The following is a 21495-nucleotide window of genomic DNA, read 5'->3' on the forward strand; positions in this document are numbered from 1 at the left end:
ACATCCCAAATTGAGGTCCTGTGGATTTTTTGATCTTTATTTCTGGCAAATAGTTTCACTTAAGAGTTCAAGAGGTCGCAAGAACTAAGAAAACAAGCATTCCTCCACCAAAAACTAGTAAGAAAGCTACTACTGGCCAAACAAACTTAAGCCAATGGGAATACTTCATGTCAAGCATTTGTAGGGTTGCCATTACCAATCCAGTTGGTGCTAAAAAGAGCATCGCGTATTGACCAAATTGATAAGCCATAACAACTATAAACCTTGGAATACCAACAGTATCAGCTAATGGTGCTAATATCGGCATTGACAAAACAGCTAGACCAGAAGAGGATGGCACAACAAAGCCAAGCAAGAAGTAAATCAACATCATTACAATAATGAAAATTGGTCCACTAACATGTGATGCTGCTTTGGATGCTACAAATAGCATGGTATCTGAAATATTTCCTTGATTTAAAATAATATTGATTCCTCTAGCCAAGCCAATAATCAAAGACACACCAATTAAACTTGAAGCGCCATCGACAAACTCATCAACAACTTCTTTTTCACCAATACCACTAGGTCCTGTTGCTGTTAACAACATGATAATAATAGTGATTGTCAAGAAAGATGATGCCATGGTTGGAAACCACCAGCCTTGCGTCATGACACCCCAAACCATAAGTGGGAATGAAACCGTGAATAAGACTAAAATCAGTTTTTGTCTTACGGTAAATTTAGCATCTGACAGCCCTGATACTAGACCCCATTTTTGATTAAAGGCTTCTCTGTCTTCATAAGAATAAGAAAAACTTGGATCAGCTTTGATTTTTTTAGCATACCAATACAGATAAGCCACAACAAACACCGCCCCTGCGATACAACCAAAGGTACGCCAAGTCAGTCCTTCAGTAAAACTAATTCCTGCAGCATTTGATGCGATAACAGACGAGAAGGGGTTAACTGTTGAAAAAGATGTCCCTACAGAACTTGCTAAGAATATTGCCCCTACACAAATAATAGAGTCGTATTCCATTGCAAGAAACACCGGTACCAAAATGGGGTAAAAGGCAACAGCTTCTTCTTCAATTCCGCAAAGTGTACCACCTAATACCATTAACAAGGAGACAAGGAAAATGAGGGTAAATTCTCTTCCTTTTGTTTTTTTTGTCAGTGCAATCAACCCCGATTCAAAAGCACCACTCCTACGAACAACACCAATCATTCCACCTAAAACCATGATAAAGACCATGATATCAACAGCTTCAATGGTTCCGTTGACCATACTATTTGTGACATCACTAGCTTTAGCTGGATTTTGCTTGAGTCGCTTATAGGTGTTTGGAACAGAGACAGGTTTACTAATCGCTCCTGAGGTAAACTCTTCAACCTTGATTTTGACACCAATTTTGTCCAACTCTTTTTGACTAGCTTCTTTTTTAGAAACCTTACCACTTGGATCTGTTAGCAGCAACTTGGAACTTTCCGGGTCATACTGCAACTTGGCATAAGAACCCGAAGGCACTATATAAGTTGCTAAAACAGCAATAATGGTTAGGATAAACAATATCGTAAAGGCTCCTGGCATTCTAAAACTTTTTTTAGCCTTGCCAGTACTTAGTTTGGCTTCCTTTTTCATATATTTTCTCTCTTTATCAATGTAATATAGGATTGAGATTTCTTAAAAAAGGCGTGAAGAATTTGCTTCCTTTTGTCTTCACACCTTATCTGTCACTTGATTATTCGCGTACCAATTTTGCCTGCTAGAGCTTCCTCTAAACTTTCTAGAGAGGTAATGATGGCTTCTCCATTTGGATTATCATCAAGGAAACTGAGACAAGCAATAATTTTAGGGAACATACTGCCTTTAGCAAATTCTCCTGCATTAGCATAATCAATAACATCTTTTGTTGTGATGTCTGTTAAGGCCTGCTGGTTGTCTTTTCCATAGTGAATGTAAACATGATCAACAGCTGTTAGAATAATCAATTGCTCTGCTCCAAGTTTACTTGCCAACAATGCACTTGATCTATCTTTATCGATAACTGCAGGAATCCCTTCATAAGCTCCAGTATCATTTTTAACCACTGGAACACCACCGCCACCGCCTGCAATTACTAGGGTTCCTGATTCAATTAAACTTTTAATGCTTGCCAATTCCACAATTTGTTTTGGTTCAGGTGAAGCAACAACACGCCTGTAACCACGGCCTGCATCTTCAACGAAAGTGTAGCCTTTTTCATGTGCTATTTTTTCTGCCGCTTCTTTATCATAAAAAGCACCAATTGGTTTTGATAGGTGTTTAAAGGCGGTGTCGTCTTTAGACACTTCAACTTGTGTGATAACAGTAGCTACTTCTTTAGCAATGCCTTGTTTGCTCAATTCATTTAACAAACTTTGCTGCAGGTGATAACCTATATAACCCTGACTCATGGCTCCACATTCTGGAAACGGAAAACTTGCTCCTTGTCCATTTTCAGCCGCGTAATTCATGCCCAAATGGATGGCCCCAACTTGAGGCCCATTGCCATGGCTAATGACAATGTCATGGCCTTGCTTTATCAAGGAAACCAGGGATTTCGCTGTTTGTGTAACAAGCTGTAACTGTTCTTCTGGAGAAGAGCCTAAAGCATTCCCACCTAGAGCAACAACAATTTTAGACATAGCTACCCCCCCTAATCACCTAGAGTCGCAACCATTACGGCTTTAATGGTGTGCATCCGATTTTCTGCTTCTTGGAAAACAACTGAATGTGGACCTTCAAAGACGTCATCAGTAACTTCCATTTCTGTTAAACCATATTTTTCATAAATTTCCTTACCAACTTTAGTGTCGATGTTGTGGAAAGATGGCAAACAATGTTCAAAGATAACATTTGGATTTTGTGTCATGTCAAGCATTTCCTGAGTAACACGGTAAGGTTCTAATAAGGCAATTCTTTCTTTCCAAACCTCATCAGCCTCACCCATTGATACCCAAACATCTGTGTAAAGCACGTCTGAATGCAAGACCCCTTTTTCAATATCATCAGTGATTTCAATTGTCGCACCTGTGGTCTTAGCAATCTCTTGGCATTTTTTCAATAATTCTGGGTCAGGATTTAAGGCCTTTGGACATACTAGGTGGTAAGTCATCCCAACAATAGAAGCACCAATCATCAAGGCATTAGCAACATTATTGCGACCGTCACCAACATAGGTAAAGTTAATGTCTTTATAAGGTTTTTTCAAACATTCTTTGGCCGTTAAGAAGTCTGCTAACACTTGAGTTGGGTGATCAGCATCTGTTAAGCCATTCCATACTGGAACTCCAGCAAATTCTGCCAATATTTCGACAGTTTCTTGTGAGAAACCACGGTATTCAATACCATCATACATGCCTCCAAGAACACGCGCAGTATCTTTAGCAGTTTCTTTTTTCCCCATCTGGCTACCTGTTGGCCCTAAATAAGTGACATGCGCCCCTTGGTCATAAGCGGCAACCTCAAATGCACAACGGGTGCGAGTTGAGTCTTTCTCAAAAATCAAGGCGATATTTTTACCAACCAATTTTTGTTGTTCAATTCCTGCATATTTTGCCCGTTTTAAATCTTCAGAGAGATTCAAGAGAAATTCGACTTCTTGTGTTGTAAAATCTAATAAGGTCAGAAAATTACGGTTTCGTAGATTTTTCATTGCTTATTACCTCCTTTTTATTTATACTTAAATAATAGTGAGCGCTTTCATAAATACTCAGGAATATTCAAAAATATTCAAAAAAAGAAGGAAAAAGTATTTTTATGCTAAAAATTTTATCTCAAAAGCACATTGAAAGACGTCAAAGAATTATTATTGCAGCCATCACAATTGCTCTAGCTGCCCAAATTTACATTCCAGTGATTACAGATGGTTTTATTTTGACCCTATCACTTTTTATTTTGCCAGTTTTTTTGTACTTCAATGATGATGTCAACCCCTTTCAAATTTGCCTTGGCATCGCTATGGTTTCTCCTATTTTTAGAGGGCTCATTTTAATCAGTATTGGAGATGCCTCTCTGGCAAAAACCTTTGAATTTGTCTTTACGGATATGGTCTTTTACCTCTGCTATGGAACAGCTTATTATTTTCTTTATTGGAGACGCCCCTACGGTAACAAGGGAACCTTCTTTTTGACCATTATTATTTGCGACTACATTTCAAACCTTGTTGAAATCAGTCTTTTACTTAACTTTAAACATTACAGTGTCACTGTTTTTCAAATTCTCTTTTTGGCAGCTCTTGCCAGAGCCTTTATCAGCTGTGCCTTATCTTATTGTTATAGTTACCTTAGTTTATTACTTTTGAAAGACTACCATGAACAACGCTATTATTATTTTATTTGGTCAACTTCTGCCGTAAAAAGTGAAGTTTATTTCATGCAAAAAAACATTCTTGAGATTGAAAACATTATGAAAAACGCCTATCTTCTCAATAAAGAATTGGAACACCATCACTTACAACCCGAATTTCAACACCTTTCTTTAGACATTGCGCGCGACGTCCATGAAATCAAAAAAGACTACCAAAATGTCATCAAAGGCCTAGGCACTTATTTTAGTGTTGAAAATGAATCGAGCATGCTTTTAAAAGACATTTTTAGAATTGCATTATCCTACGTTCGAAGTTTGATTAAAGCCCATCAGCAAGATATTATTATCACCGAAAATATCCAAAGCACGCTAACCGTCTCAAATTACTATTTTTTATTGACCGTTATTTCTAACATTGTTTTAAATGCTGTTGAAGCTATCGGCAATCAAAAAAAGGGCACCATCACAGTTGTCACACAAGAATGCGATGGTAGCCTTAAAATCATTATCAGTGATAATGGCCCAGGGATTTCAGATAAGATAAAAGAGCACATTTTCAAACCTGGTTTTTCCACTAAATTTGATGCTAACGGGGATATTTATAGAGGGATTGGTTTGTCAAATGTCAAAGTGATTGTCCAAGAACAATTCCACGGTGATATTACTTGCTCAGATAATACTCCTAAAGGAGCCGTTTTTACAATCAGTCTTAACAAACAGTTACTAATGACAGAGGTAATGAAATGAAATTTTACATCATTGATGATAACCCTTCAATGACTATGGTTTTACAAGATATTATTGAAGAGGACTTTAACCATACCGTAACAAAAACATGCAACGACTCATTAGTTGCTTATAAGGATCTTTTAGTTGTTGATGTTGATATTGTTTTAATTGACTTATTAATGCCAAACTTGGATGGCGTTTCCTTGGTTGAAAAAATCCATAAACAGCGCCCTAAACTGAAATTTATTATGATTTCTCAAGTTAATGACACCACACTCAGGCAAAATGCATACAATGCTGGCATTGAATTTTTCATTAGCAAACCCATTAACATTGTTGAAGTCAGGTCAGTCGTCCAAAAAGTGACCGAGTCCATTGAAATGGAAGCTAAACTACACTTAATCCAAGAGTTACTTGGCCCTCAACTAGCCCAGCAAACTCAAGAAGATATCCACACGCGTCAATTGGAAAAAATCCGCTTAATCCTCAGTTACTTGGGCATTACAGCCGATGCCGGCTATGCTGACATTTTGAGCATTTGCAAGGTGATGCTAAGCCACAATCTGCTCTTTGAACAACTTGATTTCACCAAATACCTCTCACTTGATGCTCACGCCCAAAAAATCATGCTACAAAGGGTCAGAAGAGCTGTCAAGAAAGCTCTGATTAATACGGCGCATTTGTGCATTGATGACTTTGAAAATGATATCACCCTCCAATACGCCAAATCCCTCTTTGGTTATCAAAACATCCACTTAGAAATACAAGTTATTCAAGAAAATCGTTTCCAAGGTGGCAAAATTTCCTTACGGCAATTTTTTGATGAGCTCTTAGTTCAAAGCCACAATGCCTTATATACCTAAACACAAAAACACGTCATTACCTAAAGGTAATAACGCGTTTTTTTATAAACCTTCTGCTTTAAAGGCGTCTGCTAAGCGACCATAATCTTCAATGGTTAAGGCTTCACCACGGATAGACGGTTTAATGGCAGCATTTTCTAAACCAGCTTCTAGCTTAGCCTTGATCTCATCTGTTTTACCAAAATGACTGGTTAAATTATTCCAAAGGGTTTTGCGACGATGAACAAAGCCAACTTTTGCTAAACGAAAGAAGAAATCTTCATCTTGCACACGAACAAGTGGTTCAGGGCGTCTCACCATTTTTAGAATAGCTGAATCTACATTAGGTGCTGGAACAAACACCGTCCTTGGAACAATAAAAGCAACCTTAGCAGTCATATAATATTGAACAGCAATTGATAAACTGCCATAAGCTTTCGTATTTGGCTGCGCTGAAATGCGGTCAGCAACTTCTTTTTGCATCATGACAACAAATTCTTGGAATGGAATTTTGCTCTCAATCAAATGCATGAGGATTGGCGTTGTGATGTAATAAGGAAGGTTTGCCACAACCTTAATCGGCAATTCTGGATTTTTAAAAGACTTTATTTGTGTTTGCAAATCAGCTTTTAAAATATCTTGATTGACAACTTGGACATTATCGAAATCCCTTAAGGTATCTGCCAAAATCGGAACAAGACGGTCATCGATTTCAAACGCCATTACTTCTGCAGCATTTTCTGCTAGAAATTCTGTTAAGGCCCCTATCCCAGGACCAATTTCAATAACATTTACACCCTTGTCAATCTCAGCTGTGTCTACAATCTTCTGTAAGATATTGGTATCTGTCAAGAAATTTTGACCAAAGGATTTTTTAAAGGTAAAACCATGACGATCTAGGATGGCTCTGGTTACACTGTAGTCTGCAATTCTCATTTTTTCTCTTTCTTTACCCTCAAATAGGGCCTAATGTTAGTTATGATATTCAGCCATTGCTGTTTCAACTTGGGCTAAGCTAATGCCAAAGAGTTCCAAGCGTTTTAGGAGTTGTTTCCCATTAGAATAGCCAATTCTTAAGCTATCTCCTAGGTATTCACGGCGTTTTCGGCTATCTTTTCCTAAAGTCAGTCCTAGGCGACTCAAGTCAGCTAGACTAATGTCAAACTGATTATCATCCTCATAAGCCTGAGTCACTTTAGACAAAGCTTTTTGTAAATCTTCAAAGGAAGCATGTTCAACACCTAGTGAGCGGCCTTTTGATTTCGACCCTGGAACTGCTTCATCCCTTTTTAAAAAGGCATGTCTGACAGTTGGAACAGCTGCCATGATTAATTTGCGGATGCGTTCTCCATTATAATCTGGATCTGTAAAAACAATGACTCCTCGCAAATGATGAAGCCGCTCAATTCTCTCCAAATCATCGTCATTAATGGCCGAGCCCCTCGTTTCGTAGGTATCCACTTCATAAAAACGGCGTATATTAGCCGTATCATCTTTGCCCTCAACGACAAGCACTTCTTGAATCTTAATTTTTTTAGTCAAGTTTAAAAATCCTTCTTGCATTGTTACTTGTAGCCTGAGCCACTTCTTCGACGGAGAGTCCTCTTAACTCAGCAATCTTATCCACCACATAGCGGGTATAGGCTGTGCGATTTTCTCGTCCTCGCTTTGGTACTGGAGCAAGGTATGGGGCATCTGTTTCTACCAAGATTTTATCTAGGGGTAATTGCTGCGCTGCTTCTTGAATATCTGTTGCTTTTTTGAAAGTCACAACTCCTGAGAAAGAGATTAACATCCCAAGGTCAATAAATTTTTCAGCCATTTCAAGAGAACCAGAGTAAGAATGCATGATTCCTCCTGCCGGACCAACTCCAACTTCTTTGATAAGATCATAGGTGTCTTCCAAGGCATCACGGGTATGTACCACAAAAGGAAGCTTGTGGTCTTTTGACACTTGGATTTGCCGTTTGAAAACCTCAATTTGAACTTCTTTAGGGTCTTCCATCCAATAATAATCCAATCCAATTTCACCTAAGGCAATGACTTTAGGATGGTTAAGGTGAGAAATAATCATGTCTTCAACATCTTGGGTGTAGGCACCAGCCTCAGTTGGGTGCCATCCTATGGTCGCATAAACCTCAGGGTAGGTTTCAGCTAACTGCAAAGCGCCAGCTATTGTCTTGCTATCAAAACCAACCACATTGTGATAGGCTACTCCCATTTCTTTTGCAAGGGCTAATTCCTCATCTTCTTTGCCTATAAAATTGTCCACATTGAGGTGGGTGTGGGTGTCAAAAATACTAATCATATGGTCCTTTTTCTCAATTTTGCTAGAAGTTCTTGTCTGACTATTATATCACAAGTCAAGTCAGACTTCATCTATGGCCTTACTGACAATTTTTGTTAAAATTCTGTCAATTTTTATGCTATACTAAATGATAAGGCTTACAAAAGGAGGTAGTATGCGACAAAATTATTTAATGGCACAAATCGAAGAAGCTTTACCTGAAATGACCAACCTCGAAAAAGAAATTGCCAACTTTTTTATGACTACTGCGTTAAAAGACGCTGACTTAACTGCGGCAAAAGTCATTGAACAGTTGCACATTTCTCAAGCAGCTCTAACACGCTTTGCCAAAAAATGCGGTTTTTCAGGCTACCGGGCCTTTTCATTTGAGTACACAAAAAGCTTACAGGAATCTGAAGATAATTTTCAAACCTTTAATTTGGAGCTAACCAAAAGGGTTCTTATTGATTATGATTCTCTGATTAATAAAACCTACGACTTGGTTAATGAAGATAAATTACAAGAGCTTGCCAGCTTAATTGATAAATCAGAACGCATCTATTTCTATGGTAAAGGCTCCTCTGGGCTTGTGGCACAAGAAATGAAGTTACGGTTTATGAGACTTGGTTTAATCTGTGACGCTTATTCTGATACGGATGGTTTTACTTGGGCAAATAGCCTAGTCAATCATAATTGTTTGGTCTTTGGTTTCTCCTTATCAGGTAAGACAAAATCAGTTATTAATGCTCTAGAAACAGCAAAATCTCGCGGGGCACATACCGTTTTGTTGACAACCACAAAAGAGAAATCCAATAGCAACAGCATCGATCACATTATTCATGTTGCTTCTACACGCCAACTCAATTATGGCAATAGAGTATCTCCACAATTTCCTCTCTTAATTATGATGGATATTATCTACGCTTACGTTCTAGCTATTGATAAAAAACATAAAGAAATGATTTTCAAAAACACAATCATTGATTAAAAAAGCTTTAGAAAAAATCTGAACTGCACCCCAAAAGTTAGACACAAAATCTAACAGTTGGGGTGTTTTTCTTATGAAATTAAGTTATGAAGATAAACTAGAAATATATGAGCTGAAAAAGAGCGGCGTGTCGTGGACCAATCTTAGCCAGACATACAAGGTAACCATTGCCAATCTCACATACATGATAAAACTCATGGATCGGTATGGCTTAGAAATCGTTGAAAAAGGTAAAAATAGGTATTATTCACTCGAATTAAAGCAGGAAATGATAGATAAAGTCTTGATTCATGGTTGCTCTCAACTCTCAGTTTCTCTTGATTATACCTTGCCAAATCGAGGGATGCTCCCAAATTGGATAGCGCAATACAAGAAAAACGGTTATACTATTCTTGAAAAACCAAGAGGGAGACCTGCTAAGATGGGACGAAAGCCTAAGAAAAAGCTAGAAGAGATGACTGAATTGGAACGTCTTCAGAAAGAATTAGAATACTTAAGAGCGGAGAATGCTGTGCTAAAAAAGCTGAGAGAATACCGCTTGAGGGACGAAGCAAAGCTCAAAGAGCAACAGAAATCATTCAAGCATTAACGAATCGGTTTTCCCTAGAGACGCTACTTGAAATCCTTGATTTACCGCGCTCCACCTATTACTATCAAGTGAAGCGACTAGCTCAAGGAGATAAGGATATAGAACTAAAGAATTTGATTCGAGAGATTTATGATGAACATAAAGGAAACTATGGCTATCGTCGGATTTATTTAGAACTCAGAAATCGAGGATTCCTCATCAATCACAAAAAGGTGCAACGCTTGATGACAGTTATGGGCTTAGCGGCTCGCATTCGTCGTAAGCGCAAGTACTCTTCTTACAAAGGTGAGGTTGGTAAGAAGGCTGATAATCTGATTAAACGTCAATTCGAAGGTTCTAAACCCTATGAGAAGTGTTATACCGATGTGACAGAGTTTGCCTTACCTGAAGGGAAGCTTTATCTATCGCCAGTTTTTGATGGCTATAACTGTGAGATTATTGACTTTACCTTATCTCGCTCGCCTGACTTGAAACAGGTTCAAACGATGCTTGAGAAGGCTTTTCCAGCGGATTCATACAGTGGAACTATTCTCCACAGCGACCAAGGGTGGCAGTACCAGCACCAGTCTTACCATCAGTTTTTGGAAACCAAAGGGATTCGTCCCTCTATGTCTCGAAAGGGAAATAGTCCAGATAATGGGATGATGGAATCCTTCTTTGGCATTCTCAAATCGGAGATGTTCTATGGACTTGAGAAGTCTTACAAAACCCTTGATGAGCTTGAACAAGCTATCACAGATTACATTTTTTACTACAACAACAAACGAATCAAAGCAAAACTAAAAGGACTTAGTCCTGTTCAATACAGAACCAAATCCTTGCAATAATTAATTGTCCAACTTCTGGGGGTCAGTACAATCTAAGGCTTTTTTGCTACTTGTTTTCTTCTCTTTTAAAGTAAAACTTGGCTCTTTCCTCACCTAAATAACACTTGATACTTTTTTCACAAATTAGCAAATCATTTTTTTTGAAAATACAAATTTTTTGGTTAGTAATTATATTAGGCATCTTTTAAACTTTGGTTAGGAGGAATTAAAATTTATGAAAATTTTTAGGATAACGTTAACATCTTTTATTGTCTTTTTATCTCTACTAATGAGCTTTCAGGCAGTATCTGCACACTCTTATAATAATAGGGCAAACAATAGGGACTTTAGACGCTATAAAATCGCTGGTAATGTTGATGGAAGCGAGTCAAGTCGGGATGAAGAAAGTCCGGGACGTTTTGTTTCAATCAATGTTCAGGCTGAAGTCATCCACTCGAATGGTCATAGGGAATCATTCAATTTGGAAACAACAGACGTTGATTTACCACATCGCTATGTCAGCAAAGAAGAGTTGTTGGAACGCATTATGATTAAAGTCAATATTGCACGCCCAAAACAACGGTATGAGGTCTACGACACTGGTCATTTACACTTCCTTGATAGATATGGTTATCAGCTACAAGCAAATAGTAACGGCCAACTTGATTTGTTAATAGACGATCCATTTTCAAAAGTTGGCAATAATGAGGATTACAACTACCCTAACCACACCCGTAAGTTTAGATTAGAAGGTAAAATCATTCTGAAAGAAAAAGATTTTACCATTACAGATCCAGCAACTACAGTTGATTTTCGTCACACCATCACCGTAACCAGTGAAGACATGTACGGCAATAGACAAACTCTCGGTAACCCTTTAAATATTGAAGACGTGACACACTACAAGGTCGGCGATAACATTTCAAGTCAAACATTATCTGCCCACGCTCAGAAAATTCTGGATGAAACCATTAACCGAGATGAGTCTGATCCTTATAAAATTGTGCGCAGAGACCAAGCCTACTTGATCATGGATGGTGAATCAGATGACCGTCGTCAAGATTTTCACGTTTACGATGGTCAAGAAGGATTTTTCAACCATGTTATCAGACCACGTCAAAAACAAGACGTTTATGATTATTCAAGAAAAGATTATGTGTCAAAAAACAGCGACAGCTTGTCTGAAAACTACACTGTGGTAAGAGAAAGCCAACTTCCTTATTGGGGATATAAAGCTCAAAAAGCACGTCAAGACTTTAACGTCTACTACTACAACAAGTCAACATTATTATATAGTGAAACAATTTCTGATAGTAACATCTTAGCACAATTACAAGCAAAAGATGGTCAAAATTACCGTGTCGAAAAAACTACTTTTGATGACCAAAATAACCTAATCGTTATCATGCAAGAGTCTGCTGTTGAAAAAGCAGCATTGGACCAAGAACGAGTTGACTATTTCTACTTCATTCAGCAATTAAACTAAGCAAAAAGAGTCCTGAACAAAGAGATTTCTATTTTAGCAATACTTCTTGATCAAGCTCTATGAACTACTATAGGCATAAAAAGGCGAATAAGACTGGCTTTCTGTAACTCAGAATTCCAATCTTATTCGTTTTTTCTATTTAGTGTTGGACTTTTAAGAAAAACTCATTTTCTTTACTGAAACAAGTGAGACTGTTTTTGCTGAAAATGATAGAAAGCTCCTAACATTCCTGCAGCATTTTGATGATGAGCAAATTTGAGACTTAACACATCATAAACACTGGCTACGAGATATTTTTGCAAGGCGCTTCTTATTCTCTGTGCAAGGTAATCTTCTTGTGCCATAATCCCACCGCCTAGCACAATAACACTGGGATTAACAACATAAGCAATATTAGCCAGGCCTTGACCTAAATAATCAACCATCTGGTCAATTGCAGCAATACACTCCTTATCACCTGCTCTAGCTTCTGTAAAAATACGTCGGCCATCCCAAGAGTCTTTGTCCTCTCCTTTCATTTGCGCAACACTAGCCACCAAAGCTGTTGTTGAGGCTAAATCTTGGAAAGAAGCCCCTGCTAAATGCATATAGCCCACTTCACAGGCTGCATTTCCAACGCCATGAAAAACTTGAGAATCCAGTAACAAACAGCCACCAATTCCAGTTCCAATTGTCAAACACAAGGCAACAGCCTTATCTTTGGCACTTCCAGAAATGGCTTCTGCTAGACCTGCACAATTGACATCATTTTCAATGTCACATGGAATACCAAAACTTTCTTCAATGGTCTTTTTGAATTGGGTTCCTGCATAATCAGGAATTTGTGGACCAGAATAAAAGATTTCTCCTTTAATGGGATCTACCATACCAGCTGATGAGATGGCAACTCCTGCAATCTGATGACTATTTTGGTAAGAAGCAACAAGACCTTTAACCTTCTCAAGAATAGCTGGCCCACCCTTGTGGGCTTCTGTTGCCATTTCCTTTTTTTCAAGCAGTTGACCGTTACCATCAATAAGACCGTACTTGGTTGCAGTGCCTCCAATATCAATAGACAGATAAAGACTCATAAGCTCTCCTCCATTTTTCTAACAAAAGTTTGCTTTTGCTTCATTAATCAGTGCTGCTGCTTTTTGGCATATCGCAAAATCAGCCTCTACTAATTCTGACAGTGGTGAACGAACAGAACCAATATCAAGCCCCTCATTCAGACGGAGCACTTCTTTGATAACAGCATACATGTTACCACGCGCTGATACTAAAACTCCAATAATGTCATTGATAGCATATTGAAGCGCTTTGGCTTTTTCCAACTCTTTTGCTGCAATGTAGTTATCTAAAGTAAGAAACAACTCCGGCATAGCTCCGTAGGTGCCACCAATTCCCGCTTCTGCTCCCATAAGTCGACCTGCTAGAAACTGCTCATCTGGACCATTAAAGACAATGTGGTCTTTACCACCAATTGAACAGAAGTTTTGAATATCTTGCACTGGCATTGATGAATTTTTTACACCAATCACACGGTCATTTTTAAGCATTTCTTGATAGAGGCTAGAGGTTAGTACAGTTCCAGCAAGTTGTGGAATGTTATAAATGATGAAATCTGTGTTCGGTGCTGCCGCTGAAATGGCATTCCAATAAGCTGCAACAGCATATTCAGGAAGACGGAAATAAATAGGGGGAATTGCAGCAATGGCATCAACACCCAATTCTTCAGAATGTTTAGCCAACTCAATACTATCTTTGGTATTATTGCAGGCAACATGATTGATGATGGTTAGTTTACCTGCAGCTACAGCCATCACATTTTCCAAGACACATTTGCGGTCTTCAACGCTTTGATAGATGCATTCCCCTGATGAGCCATTAAGGTACAAGCCCTTTACACCTTTATCAATGTAATATTGCGTTAGAGCACGCACCGCTTCAGGATTAATGTTTCCCTCAGCATCATAACAAGCGTAAAATGCTGGAATAATCCCTTTATAGTTATCTAAATGTTTCATATCACTTTTATCCTTTTCTACACAACTTGATTGCTATCATCCATCAAGGCTTTAACCACTACCTTTACCATCTCAAAACCAGAATCAGCTAATCCACCAGGTCTATGTCGCTCTTCTGGGAAGAAGATAAGAAAATAGCCTGGCTTAAGTGTTACCTCTAAAGAAGACTGACAGGCATCAAACCCATAATCTTCTTGAAGCCGATAGTCTACTAAAGTTTCTTGTGGCTGGTAACCATAAGAAATCGTTTCTGCCCCCTCCATCACAATATGAATATCTGCATAATGGCGATGGTATTCATACTTATTCTCAGGATTTTCTATCAACTGGTTTTCCCCATAATTTAGGAAAACTTGGTCTCCTTTGATAGCATGTCGCCCATAAGAAAGCTCTTGTAAATCTGTTTGCATGAGGTAATCAATTGCCCTATCGAGATTAGGATGTAAAAAACGATAATGGGATAAATTGCTGAGGGAATCTATAATCATGACTTATCCTTTCTTAGGAATTATTTTTTAAGGGCTTTGGAGTGTTTTTGCCCTTCTTCAATAGCCTTGTTTCCGTTTTTAACAAATGTGTCCAATGCTTCCTTAGATGATTTTTCACCAGTCAATGCTGCTTGTAATTCTGGGAATAAAGCTGTTCTAATTTCAGCATAACCTGGGGTATTGTTTGAGAAGTTGATCACGTATTTGTCATTGTTGATATAAGTTTCAAGCAGTGGGTTCTTAGCTTTTTCCTTGTCAACGAGTGATTTACGAACAGGCATAAAGTTCATACTTGCTTTAATCAATTCATCGTTTTCAGAGTAGTATTTAACAAAATCTTTGGCTAATTTGACACGTTTATCGCCATTGGTATTGAAAACTGCTGACCCCAGTACATAAGTGAAAGATTTAGGGCTATCAACATTTGGGACATTAGCAAGGCGAGCATCAAATTTGCCCAAAGTTCCATTAGCCATGTTGTCTTGCATGCCTTTATATAGAACTGAATTTGTAAAGCTTACAGCTACTTGTTTGTTTTGGAACATCGCATTAACATCATTACTTGTTAAAGATTCTGCCCCTGGTGTTAACATTTTTTTGTCGTTCAATTCTTTGAGGTAATCAAGAGCCTCTACACCTTTTTTATCATTAACAATCAATTTACCATCTTTGCCAAAGAAAGAAGAACCAAACATTCTGAGATACATCATGGTCCAAGTGTCGCCTTGATTATTTTTAGCATAAAATCCCAAAGGTGAAACCTTGTCATCACTTGCTTTAAGACTGCTTAAAATGGTTTTAAAGTCGTCCATTGACCAGTTTGCAATTTTTTCTTTGTCAGCAACATATTTTTGAAGCCCTGCTTTTTCAAACATTTCAGCATTATAAACTAACATGCCAGGGTTTTGTGCAAATGGGTAAAAATAGGTTTTGCCATTGATTGCCACATTATCCCAAACAGAAGCTGAAATATCTGCTTTGTTTTTATCATCAATAACAGAATCAAGCGGTTCTAGCAAACCTTGGTGAGCAAAGCTTGAAATAGCAAAGGTTGATTCAAAGAAAACATCAGGCAAGGTTTTTGTTTGTGTGGCAACACTCAGTTTACTATCTCTTTCTTCACCAGGAATAACCTGAACCGTAATTTTCTTCCCTGGATGGTCTTTTTCATACATCTTAGCTGCTGTTTTAAAGAAAGAATCATAGTCTGCACCTTTTTCAGTCCCGCTATAGGTTCCCTTCCATTGTGGCGTCAACCACACATCAATTTGATTTGGGTCTTTTCCTTCTTTAGCAGACTCCTTTTTAGAAGAGCAAGCTGCTAATCCAAGCAGTGGCAACATCGCTACAGTAGCGATTTTAAGCATTTTTTTAGTCATTTCTATTTTCCTTTCAGAAATATGTTTTTTAACAGATTAAGACGTTACTCTTTGATGGCGCCATTTGTAGCACCTTTAACAAAGAAACGTTGGAACATAAAGAATATAATAATCATTGGCAAGGCTGCTATTGCCGCACCTGCAACTTTCAAACCAATATTAGGGTTGATATCTTGTTGAAGACTGGCAACACCAATTGTCAGAGTCTTCATGTCTTTGCTTCTAGCCATGAGTAATTGCCATAAGTAATCATTCCAAGCTGTGACAAAGTTAAGAATAAAGAGGGCACCAATCCCTGGTTTGACAATAGGTAACATTAATGTTGAAAAGACAGTCCACTCACTGGCCCCATCAATCTTAGCAGACTCCCGAATGGATTCTGGAATCACTTTAAAGTAAGAATAAAGCATAAAGGTTCCAAAACCAGTGGCTAAGTTAGGAACAATCATGGATTGATAAGTATCTACCCAATTTAAACTTTCAATAACATCAAATAAGGGAACAATAAAGGTTTCTTTAGGAATCATAATGGATGCTATGACAATCAAAAAGAGTACTGTTCGACCCTTGAAGGCCAATTTTGAAAAGCCATAGGCAGCTAAAGCTGATACAAAAACACTAAATAAAGCTGTAGCAAAAGACACAATGAAACTGTTCATGACCCATTTTAGGGTAGGCTGTCCTGAAAATAATTCACTCAAATTCCCCATATACCATCTTTTTGGAAGAATATCTGGTGGCATTTGGTAAATTTCCGCTGACGTTTTGAAAGTATTTGTCACCAACCAAAACAATGGTAATAGAAATAAAAGTGCTAAAACCAAAACAATAATATTGGTGATGAGGTCAAACCTTTCCATTCTTTTTATATTTCTAAGCATATCTTCTCCTATTGGTTTGTTTTAACAAATGATCTCAACTGAGGGACACTCAATAAAAGTGCAATAATAAACATCAATACACCAATAGCCGATGCTGCCCCGGTATTGTTATAAACAAAGGCATTTTGGTAAAGGTAATACATCATTGTAACTGAAGCATTGTTTGGTCCACCACCTGTTAAGAGTTGAATAACAACGAAAATCTTCAAGACTGCAATGATATTAATAACAATCAAATAAGCCGTTGTTGGTCTTACTAAAGGTATGACAATATGTCTGATGCGTTGCCATCTGCTAGCACCATCTAATTGTGCTGCTTCAAAATAATCTTGCGAAATGCCAATCATCGTTGCTAAATATAAGATAATGGCTTGGCCAACATTTCCAACAAATGTGACAAAAACAATAATAGGCATAACCGTTTTAGTATTCCCAAGTAAGTTAACATGACCAAAACCTGCCGTCTGAAAAAGGTAGCTGATGAATCCGTTGGAAGGATTCAAAAGAAAGTTCCAAACGATACTCATAACAACCATTGATACCATAACTGGTAAATAGTAAGAACCTCTGATAAAAGAGACATATCTTGAATTTTTATCATAGACTGTTGTCGCTACAAAAAGAGCGAAAACAATGGTTAACAAGACAATTGCCACGACAAAAAAGATTGTATTGGCAATGGATTTAACAAAGGTTTGATCTTGCAATAATGCTTTGAAATTATCAAGACCAACAAAGTATGAATCCAGTCCATAAACCTTATAGAGACTCATTTTGAAGCCTTTAATAACAGGGTAAACAATGAAAATGAGCATTAAAAGCATTTGCGGTGCTATAAAAAGATAGCCCGGATATTGTTTTTTGATATTACTGAAATTCACATCAACTCTCCTCAATAGATTTTAATCTTGTAAAGCCTTGATAAAGCGCTCTGCTATTTCTTTTGGCCTAGTAATGGCACCACCAACAACGATTCCAGCAACACCTAGCTGATTGATTTGTTTTGCCTCTTTAGGGCAATGAATCTTCCCTTCGGCAATGACAGGAATACCAGCTTGACAAAGCCTGTCAACCAATTCAATATCTGGCCCTGCTTCCTGACGACTATATGAGGTGTAGCCAGAAAGTGTTGTCCCCACAAAATCAATTCCCGCTTCATAGGCAGCTAGTCCTTCCTCGTAAGTGCTGATATCTGCCATAAAAAGTTGCTCAGGATACTTGGCCTTGATTTGAGCAATAAAGTCTGCAATACTTAAACCATCATAACGTGCCCTATTGGTACAATCTAATGCAATAACTGCAATATCAAGCGCAGCCAATTGATCAATTTCAGTCATGGTAGCTGTGATAAAGGGTTTTTGCGGTGGGTAGTCCTTTTTGATAATCCCAATAATTGGTAAATCTGTTACCTCTTGTATTTCTTTGATGTCTCTAACTGAATTTGCTCTAATACCAACAGCACCAGCTTCTTCAGCCGCCTTAGCCATAAGTGGCATGACTCCTCCTTCTTCTCTAAAAAGAGGTTCCCCAGGCAAGGCTTGGCAAGAGACGATGATCCCACCTTTTATCGCTTGCAAAAGCTTGTCTTTTCGTGATTGATCAGGCATTCTATTTGCTCCTTTGCTTACAATTTTTTGTTATGAAAACGTTCACAAAGATATTATACCAATTACTAAAGTATTTTCGACACTTTTCAGCAATTTAGAAAATACATTCACATTTTTTCTTAAAACAATCATTTTTGAAACTAGTTTCAACTGTAACAGCAGCATAAAAAGGCTTTAGCAATGCTAAGGCCTTAGTTCTTTTTATGCTATGAGAGATTGGGCGGCTTCTAAACAAATAGCCTATAAAAGACTGTTATGGCACATTATTAGCATGACTTTCTAGCTATTTTAGTTGCCCTTTTTTCTAAAGTACTTATCACTAAACAGCATGAAGACTTATTGGTTTTTAAGCCCTTTATCATGCTACCTCTACTAACTTACATGCCCTTTTTATGATGTGGCAGTTGAGCAAGTAAGGACACTTTTAAACCAAAATGATTGCTAATGTCCGCAAGCGAGGCAGTTGTGATCTTTTGTCCAAAATCTTTTGGATCCAAGTGATAAATCACTGTTTTAGCATCTTTTTGAAACAGAAAAGTCATTTTCTGATCATTTGCTAAGGTTAAATCTGGTTGATTAGTAGCAAAGACAGCATGAGTAAAGTGCACGGCCACCTGATTATCACTTAATTGCTCAACACCATCAACAGTAACTGTATCATAAACGGGATCCTCTGTTAAAAATTTCCAATTAAAGGTTTTTAGACTTAAGGTAAAGTCGTTTTGACCAGCTTCTTTATGTTCATAAAGGAGGGCAAAATCATCTTTTCCAATTTGTTGTAACGAATTATAGGCAAAGGCTCCTTTTTGAACAAGGCGATGATGAAGCCATTTGAGACTTCCATCTGCTTGAACTTCTGCTAAACGAACATAACCATTGTTTCTATCCGGTCCATTAGCATTGGCTAAAACGATGTATTCCTTGCCGTCTCGTTCAAGTGCAATGGCTGATAACTGAACATAGACATCATTAACAGCTTGATAACGGTCCAAATCGTTTTGCCAAGTTTGCCCTCCATCTTTACTGGTAGCCACCTGTAATTTTCCGGTTTTGTTACGAACAAACAGTTTAATATCCCCATTTTTTAATTGGACAGCTACTGATTCTGTGTTTTGTTCCTTTTCAATAGCCATGGTTGCAGAATGAATTTTCTGACCAGATTTTGTCACACGATTGTCATTAACTGCTGCTCCCATCTGCCAAGTCAGACCATGGTCATCGGAGTAGATAACACGAGATGATTGAGAACCATCTAAATGTGATTTCCAGTTTGTTGAATAGGTTGGAACAATAATCCGACCTTTGTGTTCCCCGTATTTTAAGACGATTCCTGTTCCAGGTCCAACTCCTAAAAATTTCATTTCTGGACTTCTAACCATTGAAGTAATATCTCTTGGTGATGACCAAGTTTTGCCATCATCATCGCTATAAGACAGCCATAAATAGTTTGATTTTGCTATTCTAAATGGTGACGTTTTATGACTTGTGAAATAAACATTGCCGATAAGGTCTTGATCTTGGTAGAGGTCTCCTAAATCAGAGCGGTCTTTTTTGTCTGATGCTGTAATAACCCTGTAATTGGTTTTTGCACCTTGAGGAGTATAGACATAGCCACCCTCTCGAATGGTGTAAACCCCATCACCTTTACCATCTTCGCGATAAAGGTTCATATAAGTCTTATCCCCATGCTTGGTATATTCCACTTCTTGTTTTTTAGACATGCCAAAAATCCCTCTACCTTCTGGGAACATGTCATAAATAGAAAAAATCCGTTTACTAGTTGGATCTTGTACCAAGACCATGTCAATATTCACAGGAGAATTTTCTTCTGCTACGGCAGCTTTTGGATTATCTCGCAAGTTGACTAAGGTGTTTCTGTCACTCCAGGTTTTACCATTGTCTTCACTGCGTCTGATAACCATTCCAATATTACCCCAGTCTGAGGAATGATTAAATCGTTCGTCAGCACCCGCAATCAAGGTCCCTTTATCTGTTTTTAAGAGAGCTGGGATGCGGTAAGCATAAACCCCATCTTGATTCTTTCTTTTGATATATCCGCTTTGATAAACGTCTTGTTTATCTGAAAGTTCTGCCCCTTCTGCTAATGTCACGTGATTTTTTCCTCTGATAAAAAGTTGTGACCTATCACCGACTTCTGTTTCTGACAATGCCCTATTGTATACCGTAAAGTTTTTGATATCAAAATGTGAAAATCCCCATTTATTGCTTCTACCTCGTTGAGTTTGTCCAATTTGAGCAAATTCAGGGTTCGCTAAGTCCTTGATAAATTGTGTTGACGTTGAATCCTCCTGAGACAAGATGCCATTAACATAGATTTGAACCTTTTGAGCTTCTTGATTAATCACAAAAGCTAAAGCATTCCACTCACTTGGTTTAACGCGTTGACTAGCTGAAGTAAAGCTTTTATAAAAAGGCTTGTTAGCATTATCAGCCCCTTCAACACCGACAACACCTTCTTTTGTAATGTAAAGGTAAAAACGTTCATTTTCATTAGCACTTGTCGAAACAGAGAACCAAGTCATAAAATCATCCATGTCCTCAGGTGTTTTGATTTCAGCATAAATCGTTGCACTATCAAGTTTTTTCAAAGCATCCAGGTGTTCACTTAAATCAATTTTTGAGTTCTTTTGAAGGACCTGGTTGTCAATTTTGAAAACTTCATTTTCCTTATAAGCCTCTGCAATAGGATTAGCTTGTTGCACTTGGTCAGAGGCGAATTGGCCTTCTGATAGGATTTCCTTTCTTTTCTTGTCATCATTAGATAAGTCTAGCCTAATAGTATTATCTGTTACACTTAGAGTTGGCTCTGTTTCAACAATTGCTTTATCAGAGACCTTTAGGTCATTTACTTGTGTGATGTCACTCTCCTTTTGATGAGATGCCGGACTTAAATCTGTAACAGAACTGGTTACAAGTCCAGGTTGAGTTGGTCTCAATTCTTCTGCTGAGACTAGGGGTGTTCCAAAAAGACAAATACCAATCAATACAGATCCTACACCAATAGAAAGGCGACGGATTGAAAAACGTTGGCGCTTTTCAAAAAGCTTTTTACTGTTTTTGTTCATAACTTCTCC

General features: G+C 38.0%; 19 protein-coding genes. 5 read left to right on the forward strand and 14 right to left on the reverse strand.

All coding sequences use genetic code 11. The features are described from left to right. Positions 1–67: 67 nt before the first annotated feature. From Q9317_RS09435 to argF, 3 genes are all read right to left on the reverse strand, one after another. Complete coding sequence (locus tag Q9317_RS09435) at positions 68–1624, reverse strand: YfcC family protein (protein ID WP_003102232.1); 1557 nt, start codon at positions 1622–1624, stop codon at positions 68–70. Between the two features lie 92 nt (positions 1625–1716). Further along, a complete protein-coding gene (gene arcC, locus Q9317_RS09440) occupies positions 1717–2649 on the reverse strand; it encodes a carbamate kinase (protein ID WP_003102240.1) in 933 nt (310 codons plus the stop codon). Positions 2650–2660: 11 nt separating this feature from the next. After that, a complete protein-coding gene (gene argF / locus Q9317_RS09445; protein WP_003102242.1) occupies positions 2661–3659 on the reverse strand; it encodes an ornithine carbamoyltransferase in 999 nt (332 codons plus the stop codon). Between the two features lie 104 nt (positions 3660–3763). Here argF and Q9317_RS09450 point away from each other — a divergent pair, with 104 nt between their 5' ends. Both Q9317_RS09450 and Q9317_RS09455 read left to right on the forward strand, forming a co-directional pair. Next, entirely contained in the window at positions 3764–5059 is a 1296-nt protein-coding gene (locus Q9317_RS09450) for an ATP-binding protein (RefSeq protein ID WP_003102244.1), read from the forward strand. After that, complete coding sequence (locus tag Q9317_RS09455; RefSeq protein ID WP_003102246.1) at positions 5056–5904, forward strand: DNA-binding domain-containing protein; 849 nt, start codon at positions 5056–5058, stop codon at positions 5902–5904. The genes Q9317_RS09450 and Q9317_RS09455 overlap by 4 nt, the downstream gene beginning before the upstream one ends. 42 nt (positions 5905–5946) lie before the next feature. On the opposite strand, the gene rsmA is transcribed toward Q9317_RS09455, so the two are convergent. From rsmA to Q9317_RS09470, 3 genes are read right to left on the reverse strand one after another with little or no spacing between them, the layout of a single operon-like run. Next, positions 5947–6819 (reverse strand): 16S rRNA (adenine(1518)-N(6)/adenine(1519)-N(6))-dimethyltransferase RsmA, encoded by an 873-nt coding sequence (gene rsmA / locus Q9317_RS09460; RefSeq protein WP_003102248.1) that lies wholly within the window; start codon positions 6817–6819, stop codon positions 5947–5949. A 36-nt stretch (positions 6820–6855) separates the two neighbouring features. After that, positions 6856–7446 carry a ribonuclease M5 gene (gene rnmV / locus Q9317_RS09465; RefSeq protein WP_003102249.1) on the reverse strand — a complete coding sequence of 197 codons (591 nt, stop codon included), beginning with the start codon at positions 7444–7446 and terminating at the stop codon, positions 6856–6858. After that, positions 7418–8191, reverse strand: a complete 774-nt coding sequence (locus Q9317_RS09470; RefSeq protein ID WP_003102251.1) for a TatD family hydrolase — start codon at positions 8189–8191, stop codon at positions 7418–7420. The genes rnmV and Q9317_RS09470 overlap by 29 nt, the downstream gene beginning before the upstream one ends. Before the next feature lie 154 nt (positions 8192–8345). Between Q9317_RS09470 and Q9317_RS09475 the strand changes: the two genes are divergently transcribed. The 3 genes from Q9317_RS09475 (at position 8346) to Q9317_RS09485 (ending at position 12039) form a co-directional block, all read left to right on the forward strand. Next, positions 8346–9158: a MurR/RpiR family transcriptional regulator gene (locus Q9317_RS09475; protein WP_003102252.1), complete on the forward strand. Its 813-nt coding sequence runs from the start codon at positions 8346–8348 to the stop codon at positions 9156–9158. A 73-nt stretch (positions 9159–9231) separates the two neighbouring features. Then, positions 9232–10574, forward strand: a protein-coding gene (locus Q9317_RS09480) for an IS3 family transposase (protein ID WP_370297210.1) whose coding sequence is annotated in 2 segments (ribosomal slippage) — positions 9232–9682 and positions 9682–10574 — 1344 coding nt in all. Because the reading frame shifts where the segments join, the coding sequence is not laid out codon by codon here. Between the two features lie 214 nt (positions 10575–10788). Next, positions 10789–12039 (forward strand): hypothetical protein, encoded by a 1251-nt coding sequence (locus tag Q9317_RS09485; RefSeq protein ID WP_003102254.1) that lies wholly within the window; start codon positions 10789–10791, stop codon positions 12037–12039. 173 nt (positions 12040–12212) lie between these two features. Here Q9317_RS09485 and Q9317_RS09490 read toward each other — a convergent pair whose 3' ends face one another. The 8 genes from Q9317_RS09490 to Q9317_RS09525 form a co-directional block, all read right to left on the reverse strand. After that, positions 12213–13109: an ROK family protein gene (locus Q9317_RS09490; RefSeq protein ID WP_003102256.1), complete on the reverse strand. Its 897-nt coding sequence runs from the start codon at positions 13107–13109 to the stop codon at positions 12213–12215. 18 nt (positions 13110–13127) lie between these two features. Further along, positions 13128–14045, reverse strand: coding sequence for a dihydrodipicolinate synthase family protein (locus tag Q9317_RS09495; protein WP_003102258.1), 918 nt, complete (start codon positions 14043–14045; stop codon positions 13128–13130). A gap of 17 nt (positions 14046–14062) precedes the next feature. Next, positions 14063–14533, reverse strand: a complete 471-nt coding sequence (locus Q9317_RS09500) for a NanQ anomerase/TabA/YiaL family protein (RefSeq protein WP_003102261.1) — start codon at positions 14531–14533, stop codon at positions 14063–14065. 20 nt (positions 14534–14553) lie between these two features. Then, complete coding sequence (locus tag Q9317_RS09505) at positions 14554–15912, reverse strand: ABC transporter substrate-binding protein (protein WP_003102262.1); 1359 nt, start codon at positions 15910–15912, stop codon at positions 14554–14556. 44 nt (positions 15913–15956) lie between these two features. Beyond that, positions 15957–16793, reverse strand: a complete 837-nt coding sequence (locus tag Q9317_RS09510) for a carbohydrate ABC transporter permease (protein WP_003102265.1) — start codon at positions 16791–16793, stop codon at positions 15957–15959. 8 nt (positions 16794–16801) lie between these two features. Continuing rightward, positions 16802–17617 (reverse strand): carbohydrate ABC transporter permease, encoded by an 816-nt coding sequence (locus Q9317_RS09515; protein WP_225111330.1) that lies wholly within the window; start codon positions 17615–17617, stop codon positions 16802–16804. 78 nt (positions 17618–17695) lie between these two features. Beyond that, the gene (locus tag Q9317_RS09520) at positions 17696–18400 is read right to left on the reverse strand and encodes an N-acetylmannosamine-6-phosphate 2-epimerase (RefSeq protein WP_003102270.1); all 705 of its coding nucleotides are present in this window, start codon (positions 18398–18400) and stop codon (positions 17696–17698) included. A gap of 377 nt (positions 18401–18777) precedes the next feature. Continuing rightward, a complete protein-coding gene (locus Q9317_RS09525) occupies positions 18778–21486 on the reverse strand; it encodes a sialidase domain-containing protein (RefSeq protein WP_003102273.1) in 2709 nt (902 codons plus the stop codon). Between the last annotated feature and the right edge of the window lie 9 nt (positions 21487–21495).

This window comes from Streptococcus iniae (genome assembly GCF_030732225.1).
GTDB classification, from domain to species: domain Bacteria; phylum Bacillota; class Bacilli; order Lactobacillales; family Streptococcaceae; genus Streptococcus; species Streptococcus iniae.